Annotated in this window: 17 protein-coding genes; 3 read left to right on the forward strand and 14 right to left on the reverse strand. The window is 57.3% G+C overall.

Annotated features, from left to right (window positions below; translation table 11 throughout):
• Positions 1–29: 29 nt before the first annotated feature.
• Positions 30–428 carry a hypothetical protein gene (locus tag BLU15_RS40435; protein WP_090301772.1) on the reverse strand — a complete coding sequence of 133 codons (399 nt, stop codon included), beginning with the start codon at positions 426–428 and terminating at the stop codon, positions 30–32.
• A complete protein-coding gene (locus tag BLU15_RS35185) occupies positions 425–1,135 on the reverse strand; it encodes a ParA family protein (RefSeq protein ID WP_090301773.1) in 711 nt (236 codons plus the stop codon). The genes BLU15_RS40435 and BLU15_RS35185 overlap by 4 nt, the downstream gene beginning before the upstream one ends.
• Positions 1,136–1,581: 446 nt before the next feature.
• On the opposite strand from BLU15_RS35185, the gene mobC reads away from it, so the two are divergent.
• The 3 genes from mobC to BLU15_RS35200 all read left to right on the forward strand — a co-directional run bounded on the left by mobC (position 1,582) and on the right by BLU15_RS35200 (position 4,633).
• On the forward strand, positions 1,582–1,992 hold the full coding sequence (mobC, locus tag BLU15_RS35190; protein ID WP_090301775.1) for a plasmid mobilization protein: 411 nt from the start codon (positions 1,582–1,584) through the stop codon (positions 1,990–1,992).
• Positions 1,993–2,231: 239 nt separating this feature from the next.
• Positions 2,232–4,430, forward strand: a complete 2,199-nt coding sequence (locus BLU15_RS35195; protein WP_244546916.1) for a conjugal transfer protein TraA — start codon at positions 2,232–2,234, stop codon at positions 4,428–4,430.
• An 11-nt stretch (positions 4,431–4,441) separates the two neighbouring features.
• Positions 4,442–4,633: a hypothetical protein gene (locus BLU15_RS35200; RefSeq protein ID WP_090301779.1), complete on the forward strand. Its 192-nt coding sequence runs from the start codon at positions 4,442–4,444 to the stop codon at positions 4,631–4,633.
• Between the two features lie 363 nt (positions 4,634–4,996).
• Here BLU15_RS35200 and BLU15_RS35205 read toward each other — a convergent pair whose 3' ends face one another.
• Genes BLU15_RS35205 through BLU15_RS35260 form a run of 12 tightly spaced genes read right to left on the reverse strand, consistent with a single transcriptional unit; the run spans position 4,997 to position 16,917 of the window.
• Entirely contained in the window at positions 4,997–7,042 is a 2,046-nt protein-coding gene (locus BLU15_RS35205) for a type IV secretory system conjugative DNA transfer family protein (RefSeq protein WP_090301781.1), read from the reverse strand.
• Positions 7,039–8,067, reverse strand: a complete 1,029-nt coding sequence (virB11, locus tag BLU15_RS35210) for a P-type DNA transfer ATPase VirB11 (protein ID WP_090301783.1) — start codon at positions 8,065–8,067, stop codon at positions 7,039–7,041. The genes BLU15_RS35205 and virB11 overlap by 4 nt, the downstream gene beginning before the upstream one ends.
• The gene (gene virB10, locus BLU15_RS35215; RefSeq protein ID WP_090301785.1) at positions 8,042–9,283 is read right to left on the reverse strand and encodes a type IV secretion system protein VirB10; all 1,242 of its coding nucleotides are present in this window, start codon (positions 9,281–9,283) and stop codon (positions 8,042–8,044) included. The genes virB11 and virB10 overlap by 26 nt, the downstream gene beginning before the upstream one ends.
• On the reverse strand, positions 9,280–10,092 hold the full coding sequence (locus tag BLU15_RS35220; protein ID WP_090301787.1) for a TrbG/VirB9 family P-type conjugative transfer protein: 813 nt from the start codon (positions 10,090–10,092) through the stop codon (positions 9,280–9,282). Before BLU15_RS35220 ends, virB10 begins: the two co-directional genes overlap by 4 nt.
• Complete coding sequence (locus BLU15_RS35225) at positions 10,092–10,784, reverse strand: VirB8 family type IV secretion system protein (protein ID WP_090301788.1); 693 nt, start codon at positions 10,782–10,784, stop codon at positions 10,092–10,094. The genes BLU15_RS35220 and BLU15_RS35225 overlap by 1 nt, the downstream gene beginning before the upstream one ends.
• A gap of 38 nt (positions 10,785–10,822) precedes the next feature.
• Positions 10,823–11,848, reverse strand: a complete 1,026-nt coding sequence (locus BLU15_RS35230) for a TrbL/VirB6 family protein (protein WP_090301790.1) — start codon at positions 11,846–11,848, stop codon at positions 10,823–10,825.
• Between the two features lie 9 nt (positions 11,849–11,857).
• Complete coding sequence (locus BLU15_RS35235) at positions 11,858–12,067, reverse strand: hypothetical protein (RefSeq protein WP_090301792.1); 210 nt, start codon at positions 12,065–12,067, stop codon at positions 11,858–11,860.
• 1 nt (position 12,068) lies between these two features.
• Complete coding sequence (locus BLU15_RS35240; protein ID WP_090301794.1) at positions 12,069–12,770, reverse strand: type IV secretion system protein; 702 nt, start codon at positions 12,768–12,770, stop codon at positions 12,069–12,071.
• Positions 12,771–12,780: 10 nt separating this feature from the next.
• A complete protein-coding gene (locus BLU15_RS35245) occupies positions 12,781–13,860 on the reverse strand; it encodes a lytic transglycosylase domain-containing protein (RefSeq protein ID WP_090301796.1) in 1,080 nt (359 codons plus the stop codon).
• Positions 13,857–16,271, reverse strand: coding sequence for a VirB4 family type IV secretion/conjugal transfer ATPase (locus tag BLU15_RS35250; protein WP_090301798.1), 2,415 nt, complete (start codon positions 16,269–16,271; stop codon positions 13,857–13,859). Before BLU15_RS35250 ends, BLU15_RS35245 begins: the two co-directional genes overlap by 4 nt.
• 4 nt (positions 16,272–16,275) lie before the next feature.
• Entirely contained in the window at positions 16,276–16,575 is a 300-nt protein-coding gene (locus BLU15_RS35255) for a VirB3 family type IV secretion system protein (RefSeq protein WP_090301800.1), read from the reverse strand.
• 3 nt (positions 16,576–16,578) lie between these two features.
• The gene (locus BLU15_RS35260; protein ID WP_090301802.1) at positions 16,579–16,917 is read right to left on the reverse strand and encodes a TrbC/VirB2 family type IV secretion system protein; all 339 of its coding nucleotides are present in this window, start codon (positions 16,915–16,917) and stop codon (positions 16,579–16,581) included.
• Between the last annotated feature and the right edge of the window lie 4 nt (positions 16,918–16,921).

The raw sequence follows: 16,921 nt of genomic DNA on the forward strand, positions 1-16,921 counted from the left end.
TCGACCGGCTGCATCCTCTTCGAGGACAGTTAGTAGCCGTTCTCCGATAGATAGAAGTCGATCGCCTCCTTCATCACCACCGTCATTTTGACATCGTTCTCGTAGGCGGCACGCACAAGCCGAGCCTTTGTTTCCTGATCAAGTGCGACATTGACGTAGAATTTGACGTGACGTTGCTTTGTGCGCTTCAGATTTCTGAGGCTGCGGCGGGCTTCGCCCTGGACCATTGCACGCTCTCTCTCGCGCGCCTGTTTCTCGTCGTCGGATGGTTTGGCCATCAGGGCGGTATCGTCCGAGCCTTTTGACACGCGTGGTGCAGAGCGCTGCCGTTTCTTGTCGTCGCGATCCGACTCGATGGGGACCAGCTCTTGCGCTCGCCGACGTGGAGCAATCGAGAAATCATCGAGCCCGAAATTTGCCTTCGTCATGCAGCTTCTTCCCTAACGATGTCCGCACGCTTCTGTTCAATTTCCGTAACCAGCGCCTGCACTTCCGCACGGGCCTTCCTGACCGTTTCCGTCAACTCCTGCATCTGCAACGTCCCCAGGCCGTTTTGGATTTCCCGATAGACGTTGCGCTCGAACAGTTCGGTCTCCAGAAGTGTCGTTTGGTAGTCGGCCGCAACCAACCCCGCTACGAATGGCCTGATGTAGCGATAGGCTTCGAGATTGCGTCCTGGCACAGTGATGCGTGTGCGGACGTTGAAATGCAGGATCCGCGAGCCGAACTCGTCGTTGATTTCATTGACGGCGGCGGCGGCTTGGCCTGCAGCCTCGATCTCCTTGATGGCCGGCTGGACAGGGGAGATAACAATCTGTGACGTCCGGATGATGGTTGATAGAATGGTGCTGTCGACACCAGGCGCATCGATAACGATCAGATCAAAGGACCTGCCCAAGCGTGCTATCTCGGTCTCGATCGATCTTTGCGTCGCGGCGATCGTGACTGCGATATTTTCTGGAACATTTCCCTTTGTGTGGCAAAGCTTCCACCAGCCCGAGAGGTTTTTCCTGGCATCGGCATCAATAAGAAGTACACGCTCTCCCCGCAGCGCATATTCGCCGGAGAGCAAGGTTACAAGCGTCGTCTTCCCGGCGCCGCCCTTATTGCTGACTGCAGCATAGATCCTTGTCACGATCCCTCAACATTCTGCGACGCCGCGTAGTGATGTTCCTGGCCTAAAGACGGACTATGAATAAAATAGGTTCAGGAAATTTGCAAACCAAATGCACATCGTGTGAATGATCTCTAGGTCTGTACGGCCACATACACCGCTCACCTCGACATTTCACATCGATTAATCACTCGATGGTGTCGTGTGAACACATTGTGCAGTCAGTTAATTCAACAGCATGAATTGGATACACGCGTGATTCCTACTAAGCGATCCCACCAATGCCCGAGCGCGCTCAAAAGTGTCGAGCGGTGTCCGCTGCACCGTCAGCGGAGGATCTCGGTTGTGGATGATGAACTATTACAGTAAAGCTTGTTTTGGCAGGATACGCAAATTTGTGATACAAATTTGCTGACGATCGACGGACAAGCCGTCGATGGCGCCTGCGGCGGGTTTTGGGGTGGGCGATGGACGGTGCCGATAACAGGACTATCGAGCGCAAATCGGTGCAGGGTCGCAAGGACAAGGTCGTCCATGCGCGTTTCAATGCTGGGGAATTTGCCGAAATCGAGCGGGCAGCCGAGGCAGCCAAGATGACGGTTTCCGCCTTCATGCGATCGCTGACGCTGGAAGGGGCGGGGGTCCGGCCATTTTTTGATGACGACGATCGTGCGGTTTTGGGTCTCCTTCACGCTGAAATGCGGAGGGTTGGCATCAACCTCAATCAATTGGCGCTTGTCGCAAACAAAAGCGGAGTTACCGCCTCGAAAAGGATCTCCAACGAGATTGCCGATATCCAGAAGATTCTGGCGTCCGTCATGCTTGAGCTCAGAGTCTATGCTGAGCGTGGCCATCAGAAACGGCGCGGAGGTGGCTGATGGAGTTCTTCCTGGGGGCCTTCAGCGCGGAATGGGAGCAGCGAAAGGCCGCACTTCTTCACGATCGCTCGTTGGGGCGACGCAAACCCATCGATGAAGAGGAATGGCGGCATCGCAGCGCTGGATTCGCAGCGGGTGGCGTTGCTTCTGGCGGTGGCAGCCTAGCGAAGACCGGGATATCGCGGAGATCGGCGGGAGTTTTGGGCGGTGACGTCAGGCGTGCCGACACGGAGCGGCCGATGCGAACCCGCTTTGAGGCTCTTGCCTCAGGTAGCCAGCCAGCCGTGGTCAAAATGGCCTCTTTCGGAGGCGGCTCGCGCCTTGGTGCGATGGTCAACTACGTGTCGCGTAACGGCGAAGTTGTCGTCGAGAACGAACGTGGAGAGCGATTGCGTGGCCGAGACGAGCTTGCCGCAGTCGGCGCAGACTGGGATCACCTGATGAAGAACAGAGCCGAAAGCCGCGACATCGGTTCATTCCGGATCGAGGCTTTCTTTGTGCAAGAGTCGGATCTGGATTTGCTCGCCCGCTCCGTCGTCAAGCGGGGGTTCGCAGATCGGTCTTTTGCTTATGCCGTAACTCCTCGGGCTGATGGAAACGGCATTGATATCGAAGGACTGGTCGTGCTTCGTAGCCCAAAAGATGGTGAGCGGCTGACCGGCGACGACAAGGCAAGCAGGCTCGTTCAGGCGCGTTTCCAACAAGGCGACAGGGATGGTGTCGAGGCGCGGTTTCGCTTAACGGGCTACGGCAATGGCGTCGATTACGGCACAAGCCGCCTCCGGGCGCTTGTCGATAAGCACGGTGGTGCGGTGAGGGATGAACAAGGACGCGGCATCTCCAATGCCAGGCAGGCTGGCGACCTTGTGCAGCAGGAGTGGCGTGACAAGCTTCACAGCCGCAAACCGCGGGACGTTATGCATCTGATCATGTCGGCTCGTGCAGGCACGGCTGTCGCAGCATTTGAAAGTGCTGCCCGCGGCTTTCTCGCGGCTGAATTTTCCGGCCACCACTATGTGTTCGCCGTCCACGATCCGGCCAATGACCCGAAGGCTGAGCATAGCGGCGGCAAACGCCCGCATGTGCATGCGCACGCGATCGTCGTTATGCGATCGGATGCGGGCGATAGGATTGAAACGACGATCCCGGCCTTCAGGCAGTGGCGGGTGACGATGGCCGAGAAGGCTCGAGACCACGGCATCAATATGGAAATGACGGATCGGCGCGAGCGGGCTAGTGCTCCCGCGTTTGGTAAGAACCAGGTGCGCCCGATCAATTCGACCGGGCGCACAGAACACGAAGGAACGAGCGAAGCGGCGGAACGGCGTTATCTTGCCAAGCGTTCAGATGAGCGGAGTTTTGCGCACACGCACGCCAGCAAGGCCTATACTGTTTTGGCTAAGCAGGAATGGCGTTCGCTTGCGGGCGGAGCCGGGCATGAAACAGTCGCCACCTTTGCAGTAGCGCAAATTTTGCGTTTGGAAACAGATGGTGAACGCCCAAACGCGCAGGAAGCATTCGCCAGCGCCTCAAAGAATTCGTCCTCGCAATCGCGAATAAATTTGGTACAGTTAGACCACCTTGTTTCCGAGGGAGACGATATGCGCCATATGACGCGGCCTGAATTCGAAGCCTATGAGAAGCGGGTCGAGATGGCCCTGTTTCGGGCCGATCGCACGACACCTCCATCTGAGCGAGCGGATTTCGAGGAGATCGCCGCCGCCGCACGGGAGCACGTCAACGTGCGCAGAGAGCTCGTCGCACTCGTCGAGCAAAGAGATCGCGACGAGGCTACGGAGCGGCATGAGGAGGGCCACCCTCGCCCAAATGATATCCAGGGAACGGCGCAAGAGCGGGACGATAGCCTCGAGCGGTGGAATGATGCGGTATCTCGCCATGGTCTCGCGACGGTTAAAGCCGCAAATCAGATCCTTGTCGAAATTGAACGAGCGCGTGAGGCCATTGAACGGGTTGAAGCCGGGAAGGTGGGTGGACAGGACGTTCGTGCATTGAAAGTGGAACTGGACCTCGAACTTGGCAAGGCCGCTGAACTTGGAGCTGCGGGCAATACACTGATACGCGAAGTTGCCGAAGTGGACGACGAACTCCGTAGAACGCTAATCGCAGTCGAGCGTGAGCGCCTTGAACGGGAAAGAGGGCGGAGCGAAGGTCGCGAAGTTTTGCGCTCTAATGAACGGAACGGCTCCGAGGAGCTTGAGGAACGCGGGGCACCCAGAGGGAGCAACGCCGCAGGGCACAGTCAAACCGATATTCGAAGCAATGACAATGCACAGTCTGATGGACGAGAGCCCTCGGGGGAGCGCGCATCCGGAGGCGCACCCCGGACGGATCTGGCGAAACAACAGGTCCCTCGGCTCGAATTTTTGCAACGTGAAGCCGATGAGAGAGAACGTGACCAGGATGATCGCGAACGGTAGGGGATTTAGCTATGCGTGATAATCGGCGTCAATTTATTGTCAATCAGGAGACTGACCATAAAGCGAACGGTGGCTGGGCGACGGTCTGCGGCGCAGTGTTCGTGTTCGTGATGGTATTGGCGCTGCTTGAGCACTATCTCACAATGGCTTGGAGAGCTGCTCTTCAATCGTTGCAGTGGATCGGTGATCTTTCGCCCTTCTGACGTTAGCGTCAAAAAGAGGCACTTCAAGTTCTGCTCTGCGATTGCTGTGCATCGTCATGCTGTGGAGTTGGGTGCCACTGCCTGAAATGCTCATAATCGACTCGCCGATGAAGAACATCAGCGAGAGGGAAAACCGCGAGCAGTTTCAAAGCTTCTACAACATGGTTTGTAGTTGAATGAAGGCGGCGTCGCCCAGACGCAGATTGTATTGATAGATAAGGATAGACCGCCCGCAGGCGTGACGGTAGATCTCATTTCGCGTTACATGGGGTCCAATGATTTCGAGAATCCCCCTCTGATCACATACTACCGCGGAAATTGACGTGTTTTTAAAATGTTGCGGTTCCCTCATGGATCGCGAAGTCAACCTATCTCTAGCCCAAGCTCGACGGGGTCAGGGATTGTCTGTTGTAGAATGTCATTGATCGTCTTCCGACGAGCAGACGATAACCGCTTTTCTCCACGCTTCTGGCCGACGATTTCCGCGAGGCGTTTGCCGCTTGGGACCAATCGGTCTTCCGCATCGGCTATCCGTTCAAGCACCGATGCGCTTACTCGATCTGAGTCGGGAGAGCGGGAGTTGCCACCGGACTTTGGGTTCTTTCGTGGCGGCCGCATAGTTTTGGCCACGACATCCTGATACCGATCTGGAGGCGCCGAATCGACCGAATCTTTCATGTGGTCGATAGCGTCGCGCACGGTGACCAAGTTGTCGTGCCCATCGTACCCTGGCGCAAGTGCAGGAACAGTGCGCGCGACGACGTAGTCGACCTCCGGTACCTCGGGCACATGCTCCAAGGAATACCGAACAGCAGACTGGAAGGGTTCCATCTCGTGGAATCTAAGCTTGCGCCCGAAGATTGGCCTCTGCCCCTCCACCATCAACACCATGCGATCCTCCGGCATCTGCCTTACCTCCTGGGGCATGAGCAGATCACGCTCGCGAATCTGCTCGACCTTTGTGCGGCGCGGAAGACCCATAAGCTCAAGCGTGCGGGATTCAGACTTATATCGGATGGTCTTCTTTCCAAGAGCACGCGAAACATACTCGGCGGTCACCTGATCGTTGGCCCCGAGCATGAGCTGTAGTCCACAATTTCCGAGAAGCGAATGCCGCGATGTCTCGCCGTAGATCTCGTCGAGGTTCTTCAGGTCCTGGATGATGAACGCCATCTTGATATTGTAGCCGGCCACATATGGCAGCTTGTTCATGATCTCGTCCATGCGCTTCAATTGTCGGAATTCATCGAGCAGAAAATAGACGGGCAGGGCGCTCACATCGAGCTGGCGCGTCAGCAGCTCCATGATCTGTTGGACAAACAGTGTTAGGAGAGGACGAAGAATTGTGATGTCCGTAATGTTCGGTGCGAGGTACACCGACACGGGTTTGCGCCGCATGGCCTCAAGTTCAATATCTGTGATGTTGGTCGCAGCGATGACCCGGTCATTTCGGAACGGCTGCATCGCCTTCTGGATATCGAGCAGGGCAGAGCGGGCGGCTCTTTCGTTGAGCGAAATGTAGGCGTTAAAGCTCTCCATTGTGAATTTGGAAAGATCAGGTTCCTTCTCCTGGATCAGCTTCATCAACACCTGCAGATCAGACCCGGAATTGACGAAGCTGTTAACCTCGCCAAGATTCCGGCGGTTTCTGTAGTGCTGGCTTTCGAGCACGTAACTGATAACACCGGCGATCACTTGCTGTGCCGTGCCCTGCCAGACCGCATTCTCCGAACCAACGGTCTCCGGGATCAGGATGCTCGCCATATTCTGTATGTCCATCGTCCTGCTTCCGCGGTCGGATCGGACGAAGTCCAAGGGATTCCATCGTTGCGTTTTTGCTGAACCGGGGGAGAACAGATAGACTTGGTGGCCGGCTCGTTTGCGATAAGCGGCGGTGTGTTGATAGATCTCGCCTTTGAGATCGGTGACGATCATCGACCCTGGATGCATCAGTGCGTTCGGGATCACATAGCCAACACCTTTTCCCGAACGGGTTGGTCCGATGACAAGGTGATGCCGGTCGTCCTTGCGACGAAGGATGTGCCGCCCGTGACGTCCCAAGATATGCCCATCTTTGCGAAACCACTTGCCCTGTCGAAGCGACGCCGTGTCCTGGAACGCAGCATCACCCAGCGGATTTGAACGTCGTCTCAATCCAAAGATCCCAGCAGCTACAGCCATCACTACAGCCGGTGCCAAAGCGCCGAGGGCTGCAATTTGTAGTGGTCGGCTCTCGGGATAGAGAAGCAATTGCTGGAAAGGTGCGAACGGATTGCTGGTCACCGTCAACCGGAAGATACGGCCATCCTTGAAGCCAAGCTGAAGGATGAGGCCGTAGCTGAGCATCCAGGTGGCAGCAGCAATGAGGGTGCAGATAATCAGGTAGACTGCCTGGTAGGACTTGCTCATCCCGAATGCCGAGCGAAGAAGATCTCCGAGATGCCGCGCCGACCCCCGTCTCGACGCAACTGGATCACGATGGGGATCACCATTTTGATGTAGGACATCAGATCCTGTTTCGAATAGCCGGACGACATACCGGCCTGCTGCATCATCATGGCGAGTTGCTCGTAAGCTCCCATTGGCGTGTCGGCATGGACGGTCGACATACTGCCCGGGTGGCCAGTGTTGATCGCGCGGAGGAAAGCGAACGCCTCAGCACCTCTGATTTCGCCGACAAACAACCGATCTGGCCGCATCCGCAACGATGCTTCAAGGAGCGACTGGATCGTGACATGGGCCGTTCCCTGCTCGCCACGCGAGGCCAGAAGATGGACAGCATTCTTTTGCGGCGGGAAAAGCTCGCGGGTGTCTTCAAGCGTCAGAATGCGCTCCGATCCATCGATCGTTTTCAGGCAGGCATTTAGAAATGTCGTCTTGCCAGTCGATGTGCCGCCGCTGATCAGAATCGAAACACGTTTCAGAATAGCGGTGCTGATGAATTCATAGATCCGTTCGGCGCGAAGATGCTCGATCAGCTCCCGATCAATCGCGCTGAGACCTGCCATGGTAACCGACACCTTCTCGAGCGAGCCGTTGTCGCGATATTGCTCAAGGCTGAAATCGCTGGTGACCTGTTTTCTGATGGAAATCGCGCCACCGTCGGCGGCCGCCGGCGGAAGCACAATCTGAATGCGTTCCCCGGACGGCAGAGCCGCGCTCAGGATCGGATTGATGCGGCTTATGAACTGTTGCGTGGCGCCGGCAACACGTTCACCTATGTTCTCGATTTCCGCGGCAGTCAGCGCCGGGATGTGATGGTGCTCCATCTGCTCTGCGCCAAGACGTTCGATATACACCTGCCCCGGTCGGTTGACCGAGATTTCGAGGACTTCAGGATCGGCCAGGAATAGGCGCAGCGGATCGAGTGCGCGATCGAGGAAATAATACGGGCTGTTCTCAGCGGCTTTAATTCTGGCGAAGGCCTCGCTCATGCTTGATCTCCTTCAAGGCTTCCTCGATGGGATCCGGATACATCGCGGAGAAATCGAGGTCCTGGCGGACATAGACGAAGATGCGCTCGCCCTGGTGAACGCTTATCGTCGGCGGAATCCTCAGGTTCTCCGCGAGCGCCTGGTTGGCCATGTCGGAAAAGGTCTGGGCAATTGTCTCGCGTGCAAGCTCGGCGGCGCGATCGGAGTTTGTCTCCTCGCCGGTGATGCTACTGGTCTGGCCGGTGCCATAACCAGTGAGATAGCTTGCACCGGCGCCGACGATGGAAAGCAGGATTGCCGACCCGAACCGCTCGCGCCATTTGTTGTTAACGATGCCGGAGAGGCCGGACCGACCCAGGCTATCTGTTCCGATGCTGTTCAACCGTATCGACACGCCGTCATCACGCAGGAGCCGTGTCCAGATCACAAAGATGCGCTTCTGACCGCGGGTGATGTCGGACTGATATTCACCGATTAGCCGCGTGCCGGTCGGGATCAACACGCGGCGTCCGTCGAAAGAATAGACATCCTGCGCTACGATGGCGCGGATTTGCCCAGGCAAGTCGCTATTGATCGCGGTCTCCAGGAGGCCGGGCACAAGCGTTCCCTCTGGTATCATCGCATCTATGCGCCCGATCTGGCGCGCCTTGGCCGACCGGTCGCCGATTGCGGACGCTGTTGCCAGAAACTTGCTGCTGCGATCTTCACCTGCGGCGGTCGGGCCATCGCCGGTGTTCGATCCGAGTGTCCCATCGTTGGCGTCCGCGTTGGCCGAGTCCACCACGATCTGTTTCGAAAGGAACCGTTTGGGAAATTCCTCGACCTTGTCCGGTTGTTGTTGTGGCGTCTCTCCTTCGATCTCGATGATGCCCGGCGGCGGGGGAACGACAAACTGTGTGGTGTCAGAAGGCCTATCCTCCGTCTCGTCAGGCGGCGGGTCGGGCAGTTTGATCACCGGATCGGGCTGTTTTTCCGGCGGCTTTTCATCGGTTCGAAGGAAAGAGGGCGGACGGAAGGTTGTCGTCGTAAATTCCTCGTCGCCTTGTGTGATGTCTTGCGGCCGTTCTTGAGGCACAAACACCACCACATAGGCGAGGGCTGCGCCACCCAGCAGCAGAGCTGCACTTCCTATCACCTGCTTGCGACGGGCACGTTTGTCCTGAACCTCCGCCTCATCGGCGGATATCATGGCTTCCAGTTCGGGGGAGCGGTTCATTTGTTGCCACTCCTTCTGCGAATGGTCGCCGTGTCATCCGGCACGGGCGCCATAATGTCGGGATCCGGCGCCCCGACATCGGGCTTGCGCAGATTAAAGATGCACGTCCACTGATTGCCGTCCCTCAGCGTGTACTGGGTGGCCGTGCCATCAACGACGATGTAATCGCCTTCTCGGCGGAAGTTGCGAAGCGTCTCCGTGAAATCGGCATTTACCGCGAAGATCGCAGGCACGCGCGGACCGAACTTGAAGAATGTCTTCTTTCCGTCGTCGAAAACCATCGTCGGCTTCAACTGGCTGTCGCCCGAGAAGGAATAGTCGATATTAACGTTGGCTTTGTCGATGCCCGAAGTGTTCGGGCTGGTGGCGCGCTCTTCCGCTTGCTTGCGCAGGGATGCGTTCAAGTCTTTGTCCGGATAAACAAAGCGAATGCCGAAGACCTTTTTGCCATCTTCCGGTGCGTGGTCATTGAGTTCGAGATAGTAGATCCTTTTGGTCGTCACGACATTCAGATTGGTCGCGACGTTTTTTCCCTTCGGTTTGACGAAGAGTATGTTGCCCTTATCGGTAGGCACCACATCCCAGCTATCGGTGTCGCCGAGTGCAATAGTCTCGAATTTCTCGTCTTCATCGAAAATGATCATGGTTGAGATGCCGTAGGTTGCGAAGACACGGACGACGTTGTTCGGCTGGTAGACGACGCTGGTGACACGGGGATCGAGCCGGCCGGCGGTCGGCGTCTGCAGGGCACTCGCAGCCGAGACGTTCCCGGCGCTGATCACCGCCGCAAAAAGGACCTGTCTCAGCATTATTGGCCGTCTCCCGAAACCGTTTCCTGATCGCGCCGGTAGTCGTAGACCTGAAAGCCGAGCGGGTTTTCGAAACGCCACTCGTTTGTGGCTGGTGTATCGGTGTAGCGAAAGCGGACCACTGCAATCCAGTGCCGCGGGATCGTTTCCGTATCGGACTGTTCGCTGGTCGCGAACCGAACAATGCCAGTGCTGCCGTTGGGGAAAGTGACAGAGGCGATCTCGGTCGTCACTCGTTTGCTCTTGCCGTAGACCTTCGCAGGATTTTTGGCATTTGCGGCGCTATAAAGGTCCTGCAGTTCGCGTGCCGCGTTGCCGGTCGACAATAGTGCGGCGATCCCGAAATTATGTTCGATCGCATAGGGATCGTAACCTTCGCGGGCGCGAATGTAGCGAACAATGTTGGCCTGGGTGACAGCTTGTTGTTCGGTCAGACTGGTCGGCCTTGTCAACCCTGTCTTTACCTCCACGTAGCCGGTGTTTTTATCGACTTCGACGATATACGGTTCGAAGCTCTTGAGTGGCACGAGCATAGCTAGGGCAGCCAGGCTCAGAAGCGTGATTCCTCCGAAAATGGTCGTGACGAACCAAGCAAGCGCGCGCGATCGTTTTGCTTTCCTGACGATCTCCTGCTCCCAAATATCACCGTCCTGATAATAGGTGCGGAGACTGATGTCCTTTGAATCTGCCATTGCTTCCTAAACCCTGGAATGTGCGTGACCCTGTGATCTCAAGTCGGTGAACTGTGTTGGCTGATTTTCGCTTGCATGGCAGATCTAGTGCCGGACGAGCCATCGCCCCCACCACCGCGAAAGCGGTCATTGAACGCGCGGCCTGTTCTGACGGCGACCTGTCCGGCGCTGTAGCCGCCGCGTGCCGTTGCAAGTGGAATCCGCACGCCAACCCGCTGAGCAAAGCTCGCAGCAGCACTTCCCAGACCAACGGCGATGCCGCCGGCAATCCCCTGCCCAAGCGATTGAATGTAGAGCATGACAAAGGCACCGGCCGCGCAGAGCAACAGGAAAGCCGCTACATCAGCCAGCGTCAATGTTCGCGCTCCACTGGCAGCATCGATCTTGCTCAGTTCTGGGTCCATCGCCGCTATCAGGAAGGCGGCTATGACATAAATGAAGAGCGGGATGAGCGCGTAAGTGAGCAACTGGTTGAACCAGCCGACCCCGTATCCGCGCGTTCTGTCGAACAACATGCAGGCGATGAAAATCGGCGAGGTGCCGATCAGAACCCACAGCATGACCTTTGCGAGGATGAGGATGGCGAGCGCCACCGCGATGAAGATCCCGGCGCCGACCATGATCAGCACTCCAATCATGCTGGGCAGGATGGAGAAATAACCGGACTGCTCGGCAAAGGCCGATGCCGCCTCATTGGCGGTCTCCCAGATCATCGACATGCCATTTGTCGGCTCGGTTATCCCGGTACCCGAGGCGGCAAGGATGGCGCGGCCGACATCTTCCGGGGTGTCGTTGACCCAGTGGTAAATCAGGTTGTTGAAGTTGCCCCAGGAACTGACCAAGGCAAGAATGATCATCATCCGAACGATCCGGGATAGGATGTCTCCGACGCTGATGCGTGCGGTTCCCATGAAAAGTTGCAGGCCAAAATAGGCGACGTAGGCGATGAACATCATCTGCAACAGCGGCATGATCTCGTTGCCGACGATCGTATAGGCCCTTTCGGAAAAGCTAGTTCCCGAGTTCTCAATCCGGTCGAGAAGGTCGCCGAGAAAGTCTTCCATCGCCGTCTCCTAGTGTTGATCAAGCACGCCGATGGCCTCAAAGGCACTGACCGGATCGTTGATTAGCCGCATCGCTGCGCAAGGGCCGCGCGGATCCTCGGCATAAGCGGAAAGATTTGCCGGCCGCTTGCACGGTGCAGTCTTTTCTTTGACGGTGCCGCAGCCCACCAGGGCCATACCCATCAGAAGGAGGGCGGCAAAGATACCGGCTCTTATCATGTCAATTTCCGTAAGTGAGCGTTTTCTTGCTGTTGGAGATATCCGTCAGACGCCGCTGGTTTTCAGCCTGTAGAGAGGTGACCGCGCCGTTCATGACCCCGATCATCTCGTTGAGCGTCAGGCCGGACTGCACCTGCAACTGCGTGTTTTGATCGATCGAGCCTTTGATGTCCGCAGCGGTTCCGATCTGCTGCCCCGCCTGTTCGAAGGCGCTTCTCCGGGTCTCGACTGCCTGCTGGGAGCCCGTGATCAGCGCAGAGACTCCAAGGACTGTGCTGACCAATTGTTCGTAGGATTTGTCGCCGGAGAAATCGCTGTCCTTTTTTCCGGAGAGCGACGTGACCAACTGCAGCCCATTGAGAAAGGTCGTTGCGACCTTGGCGACATCGCCGCTCATGCTGCCAAAATTTGGAATGCCGGACTTTAGCAGGCTATCGAAGGAGGGCATCGACGAGACGCTGAAACCTTGTCCAATCGCGAGGTTCTTCAGTGGCGCCGCCGCACTGCCGCGGTCGCCTGTCACGGCCTTCAGCGTATCTTTCACCGTCGACAGGATGTCCCTGTTGGTGTTGAGGATCTTGTCGGTCGTATCGGCCGTTTGTTTGGCTACCTCGTAGTTTGTTCTGTCGATGACAGGGACGTCCGCATGCGCGGCGCTATAGCAAAAAACGAGCGCGACCGGCACCAAAAGCAAAGTTCTCATTCCCGTCTCCTCATTGGGGTTGCAGCAGCAAGTCCACTTGTTTCTCGGCCTCGCGTTTCTCGACGCAGGCCTTTTCGATGTCGTTCCACACCAGGTTTTGTCTGGCGGCGCAGAGTTCGGTCGTCTGGCGGGGTTCGTCGCTGTCGTTGTTCACTTCCGACGAGCGGGAGGAACCGGACAGGTTCGAAGCGGAGACCGCGTTGCGGGAGTTGACGAGGTCAGCCATCGCAGTTCCCATCTTGATGACGTTGTTCATCATCTCGAGATTGGCATTGCGCGCGGTGGAGTTATGATCCCAGCTATCCTGTATGTTGCCGGTCTGGAGGCGACCCAACTGCTGGTACCAGCTCGCAACGTTGCCGAGGCTGTCCTCGGTCGCCGCACTTGTTTCCATCGCGTTGAGCGTTGAATCGCGCATGCCGGCATAGGCGGTTTCGCTACCGCCGAAATTAACGGGAATGGCTGACTTGTCGGCTCCGCCAAACGCTGGAAGCCAGTTGCGGGTAATGTTGCGGACGTAGCCCTGCGTTTCCTTGAATGGCGGGATGCCGCCATACTTATTGACGTTGCCGGGGCCGGAATTATAGGCAGCGAGCGCCAACGAGACATTGCCGTCGTAACGCTTCAGCTGTTGCTTGTAGTAGCGCGCGCCTCCGCGCAGATTGTCCTCGATGTTGTTTTCGTCGACCCCCAGCTCGGCGGCAGTCCTGGGCATCAATTGGGACAACCCGGTCGCCCCAGCGCCTGATTTTGCACAAGGGTTGAAGCGGCTCTCCTGGTAGACGAGAGCTAGGAACTGATTGTCGTCGACACCTTCCTCCAACGCGACGCGCCTGACGAGACCCGAGATCTCCGGGTTCGCTTGCGCTGCCGATACCGGATCGTTTCGGCGGGCTGCCCGGTACATTGAGCAGGTTACCGACGTGTGGATGGTATGTCGATCGCGATCCGAGTTCTCTATGTTGCTTGTCGCCTTATCCCGCTGTTGATCCTCCTTGAGGGTGGTGTTGTCCAGCACCGGAACATCGGCCCTTGCGAACTCCGGATCGCCCAACACCGTAAGCAGGATGATGCGAAGGAAGGTCCTCATTTGTCCTCCTCCCAGCCACAGAACTTGGCGAGCCAACAATCTGGTTCAGCGCCATATGTGTCACGCAGGCGCGCGCATTCTTCGATCGTCTCTTTGCGCCCGGACAAAACCTTGATGAGGTCCGGCATGCAGCCGAGGTCTAGCCGGGCGATGACGCTGTCAATGCCATGTTTGATCAGGAACGTGTGCCGCTCCGGTGGGGTGTTGCGGACGAACGCGAATTCTTTCGCGGTCAAGCCGAAACGCTTGATGTAGCTCTCTTCATCAGCCCGTGGATTGGGGAAATGTATATTGGTCGATGACTGCTCAATCAGCGTGTGAGACGCTGGTGACCGGGCGATGTCGGCGGCAGATTGGGTCCCAAAACCGAGAATGCCGTTGAGCTTGCGGATCGTTTTCATCTTGTCGACAATGAAGTCGCTGAAGGTTGGATCGCGCAGAAGGCGCCAGCCCTCGTCCATGAAAATCATGACCGGATTGCCGTCGAGAAGTTCGTCCAATCGATGGTAGACGTACATTAACGCCGGTGTGCGGACCTCCTCGTTGTCGAGAATGCTGGTCATGTCGAAACCGAAGATACGCCGATCTGCGAGCGTTAGAACGTCATGCGGCGCATTGAATAGCCACGCCTTCTCGCCTTCGATCCAGGGACGCAAACGCGCGTGCATATCGTTGGGATCGGCGCGGGACCGCCCGATCAATAGGCCGGACAGGTTCGCTAGATTGCGCTGTTCTGCCGGCTCCAGCATCAAGCGCTGCAGGGCCCGCTCGAGGATATCATCTTCCGACTGGTCGAAGTCTCGGCGATCACCGCGCCGAAGCATCGATTTAAGAAGCCGCAGCAGGAAATCGCGATTTGGGCCGGTGTTCTCCAGTTGGAGCGGATTAAAGCCGGTCGGTGTCCCTGGTGTGAGGACTTCATAGGCTCCGTTCATCGCTCGAACGAATATCTCGGCTCCGCGATCCTTATCGATGAACACGGCCCTCGGTGCTGGCCTGACGCGGAAGGCCTGGGCAAGCAGGAAGGTGAGGGCGACGGTTTTCCCTGATCCTGTCGGACCGGTCACGAGAAAATGGCCAATGTCACGTCGGTGGAAATTAAACCAGTAGGGCGTCTGACTCGTGGTTTCGAGGATGGTAATGGGTGTACCCCAATGCGCTCCCTCGATCTGACCGGTCGCGAAGTTGTGCATCGAAGAGAGGCCGGAGAAATTGGCACTGGAGAGCAGGGCCTTGCGGGCAATGTAGGAGTGGTTGCCGGGCAGCTGCGCCCAGAAGGCTGCTTCCATGTTCAGATCTTCGCGCAGCCAGTTGATATTCATGTCGGTGAGGCAGCTACCGAGATCGGACACGGATTTGTTGACGCCCTGAAGGTCGCGCGATAGGCAAAGAAGCGTCATGTGGTGAAGGCCGAATACTGCCTCCTGGTTCATCAGGCTGTTGAGCGCAAAATCGATATCGTTCTCGACATCGCTGCCGGCCTCGTCGGAGGCGGCGATCTGGCGCTTCAGCCGGGTGATGCGCTCCTGTGCGATCGGCTTGTCTGTGATCGTGAAGGATTGCGTCAGAATGAACTCGTGATTGACCTGCAGGAGACCATCAAGCATGCCCGGTCCGGTGAAGGGAGGGTATTCCTTGATCGAAAGAATAGCGCCAAACCGGTTATCGTCGTTGGTGGCGCCTTGCGCCTGCAACGTTCGCCGTGAGAAATGCAGCCGCGAGGTGCCGACGAAGTTGGCAAGCCCCATCCGCGGCAGCCGCATCTTCCGGGGGACGCCACAGCTCAAAATCGAATTGAAAAACTCGCAAGGCTCGGAATAGGGTTCGTTGTTTCGATGAACAATACCCAACGGACGGCCCCCGTATTTCTGGAGGTCCCGGCAGATATTGCCCACCAATTCTTCGAGCTCGTTTGTGGATTCGCTCAAATGATGGTCGCCGACGTCTCGTCCAGTTGTCCTATTAAGAAAGCGGCGGGCCTTGTCGCCAATTGCCAGGGCGCCACGCATGCCTGAACGCAGGATGGTCAGGTAAAGCTCATTGGTGAACATGCGCTTTTCGCGCAGTTGCTGCATATACCGGCCATCGAGGATCCTGCAGAACGGATCGTCGAACTCGCCCTCGATGTCCGTTTGCACCTGCCGGCGGACGACAGTTGACCAGACAGAATACCGGCTCGATCCGAGAGCACGGATCATTGTGTTCTGGACGACGGAACGCATGTTGAGTTCGGCCTGGTCTTCCGTCTGGAAGAATAAGCCGTCCAACTTGACGATGGAGAGCAGGGCGCCGTTTTCGAGCTTGATGACGGTATCGGCGACATGTCGGAGATAGGGGATGTGTTTGGACATCGGCTTCTCGCGATGTCCAACATTTCCAAACCCGAGTTCTTCGCGAATGATTTTCAACATGGCGTCACGGTCCGTAGGAATTGGCGCCCCAGAAGGTCTGGTTCGGCGTTTTCGGGGTCAGGCGCGATGCCACTTGAAGGACGTCGAGGATGCGACTGTCCCAGGTGCAAAGGGTGAAGAGGATGAGGTAGGCAAGGGGGGCGGTGGTGAGCGCCCAGAGCCGGTTGGTCGCCAGCCACGCAATGATCGTCAGGCCGATGACGGCCACGATCGCCATATAGGGAACACCCCATAGGGTCGGTGAGCGTGTTAAGCCGATGACGAGAGGCGTCAGTACGGGCTTTTCATCCTCGATCTCGGCCATGGTTCAGTTTCCGACGGTCGATATGAGCTGATCGACGATCGCTGGTGCGCCAAACACCAGACCGATTCCAAGGACGACAGCGCCGGCCGTGAACCAGCTCAGGCGGCCCGCAAAGGCAAGGAAGCCGAGGCCAATCACAGCGATGATAGCGATCAGACGGCCGAACGGACCGGTGATGAAGTCGACAACGGCTTGCACGACGGTCTGCAATGGCGCGAAGGCCTGATTGGTCGCTTGCGCCATCACGAGATCAGCGCCGATGAACTGCGTTGCGATGATGAGCGAAGATGTCGCAGCCGCTCGGAGCATCTGCGGTTGGCTGGACGAAAGCGTGATTTTCATGTGC

The sequence above is a fragment of the Ensifer sp. YR511 genome, from assembly GCF_900103045.1.
Classification (GTDB): domain Bacteria; phylum Pseudomonadota; class Alphaproteobacteria; order Rhizobiales; family Rhizobiaceae; genus Ensifer; species Ensifer adhaerens.

Excerpts from the sequence above, each read along its gene's own strand:
- BLU15_RS40435 (WP_090301772.1), bottom strand. The coding sequence starts at position 428 with ATGACGAAGGCAAATTTCGGGCTCGATGATTTCTCGATTGCTCCACGT.
- mobC (WP_090301775.1), top strand. The coding sequence starts at position 1,582 with ATGGACGGTGCCGATAACAGGACTATCGAGCGCAAATCGGTGCAGGGT.
- BLU15_RS35195 (WP_244546916.1), top strand. The coding sequence starts at position 2,232 with ATGCGAACCCGCTTTGAGGCTCTTGCCTCAGGTAGCCAGCCAGCCGTG.
- BLU15_RS35200 (WP_090301779.1), top strand. The coding sequence starts at position 4,442 with ATGCGTGATAATCGGCGTCAATTTATTGTCAATCAGGAGACTGACCAT.
- BLU15_RS35205 (WP_090301781.1), bottom strand. The coding sequence starts at position 7,042 with ATGAGCAAGTCCTACCAGGCAGTCTACCTGATTATCTGCACCCTCATT.
- virB11 (WP_090301783.1), bottom strand. The coding sequence starts at position 8,067 with ATGAGCGAGGCCTTCGCCAGAATTAAAGCCGCTGAGAACAGCCCGTAT.
- virB10 (WP_090301785.1), bottom strand. The coding sequence starts at position 9,283 with ATGAACCGCTCCCCCGAACTGGAAGCCATGATATCCGCCGATGAGGCG.
- BLU15_RS35220 (WP_090301787.1), bottom strand. The coding sequence starts at position 10,092 with ATGCTGAGACAGGTCCTTTTTGCGGCGGTGATCAGCGCCGGGAACGTC.
- BLU15_RS35225 (WP_090301788.1), bottom strand. The coding sequence starts at position 10,784 with ATGGCAGATTCAAAGGACATCAGTCTCCGCACCTATTATCAGGACGGT.
- BLU15_RS35230 (WP_090301790.1), bottom strand. The coding sequence starts at position 11,848 with ATGGAAGACTTTCTCGGCGACCTTCTCGACCGGATTGAGAACTCGGGA.
- BLU15_RS35235 (WP_090301792.1), bottom strand. The coding sequence starts at position 12,067 with ATGATAAGAGCCGGTATCTTTGCCGCCCTCCTTCTGATGGGTATGGCC.
- BLU15_RS35240 (WP_090301794.1), bottom strand. The coding sequence starts at position 12,770 with ATGAGAACTTTGCTTTTGGTGCCGGTCGCGCTCGTTTTTTGCTATAGC.
- BLU15_RS35245 (WP_090301796.1), bottom strand. The coding sequence starts at position 13,860 with ATGAGGACCTTCCTTCGCATCATCCTGCTTACGGTGTTGGGCGATCCG.
- BLU15_RS35250 (WP_090301798.1), bottom strand. The coding sequence starts at position 16,271 with ATGTTGAAAATCATTCGCGAAGAACTCGGGTTTGGAAATGTTGGACAT.
- BLU15_RS35255 (WP_090301800.1), bottom strand. The coding sequence starts at position 16,575 with ATGGCCGAGATCGAGGATGAAAAGCCCGTACTGACGCCTCTCGTCATC.
- BLU15_RS35260 (WP_090301802.1), bottom strand. The coding sequence starts at position 16,917 with ATGAAAATCACGCTTTCGTCCAGCCAACCGCAGATGCTCCGAGCGGCT.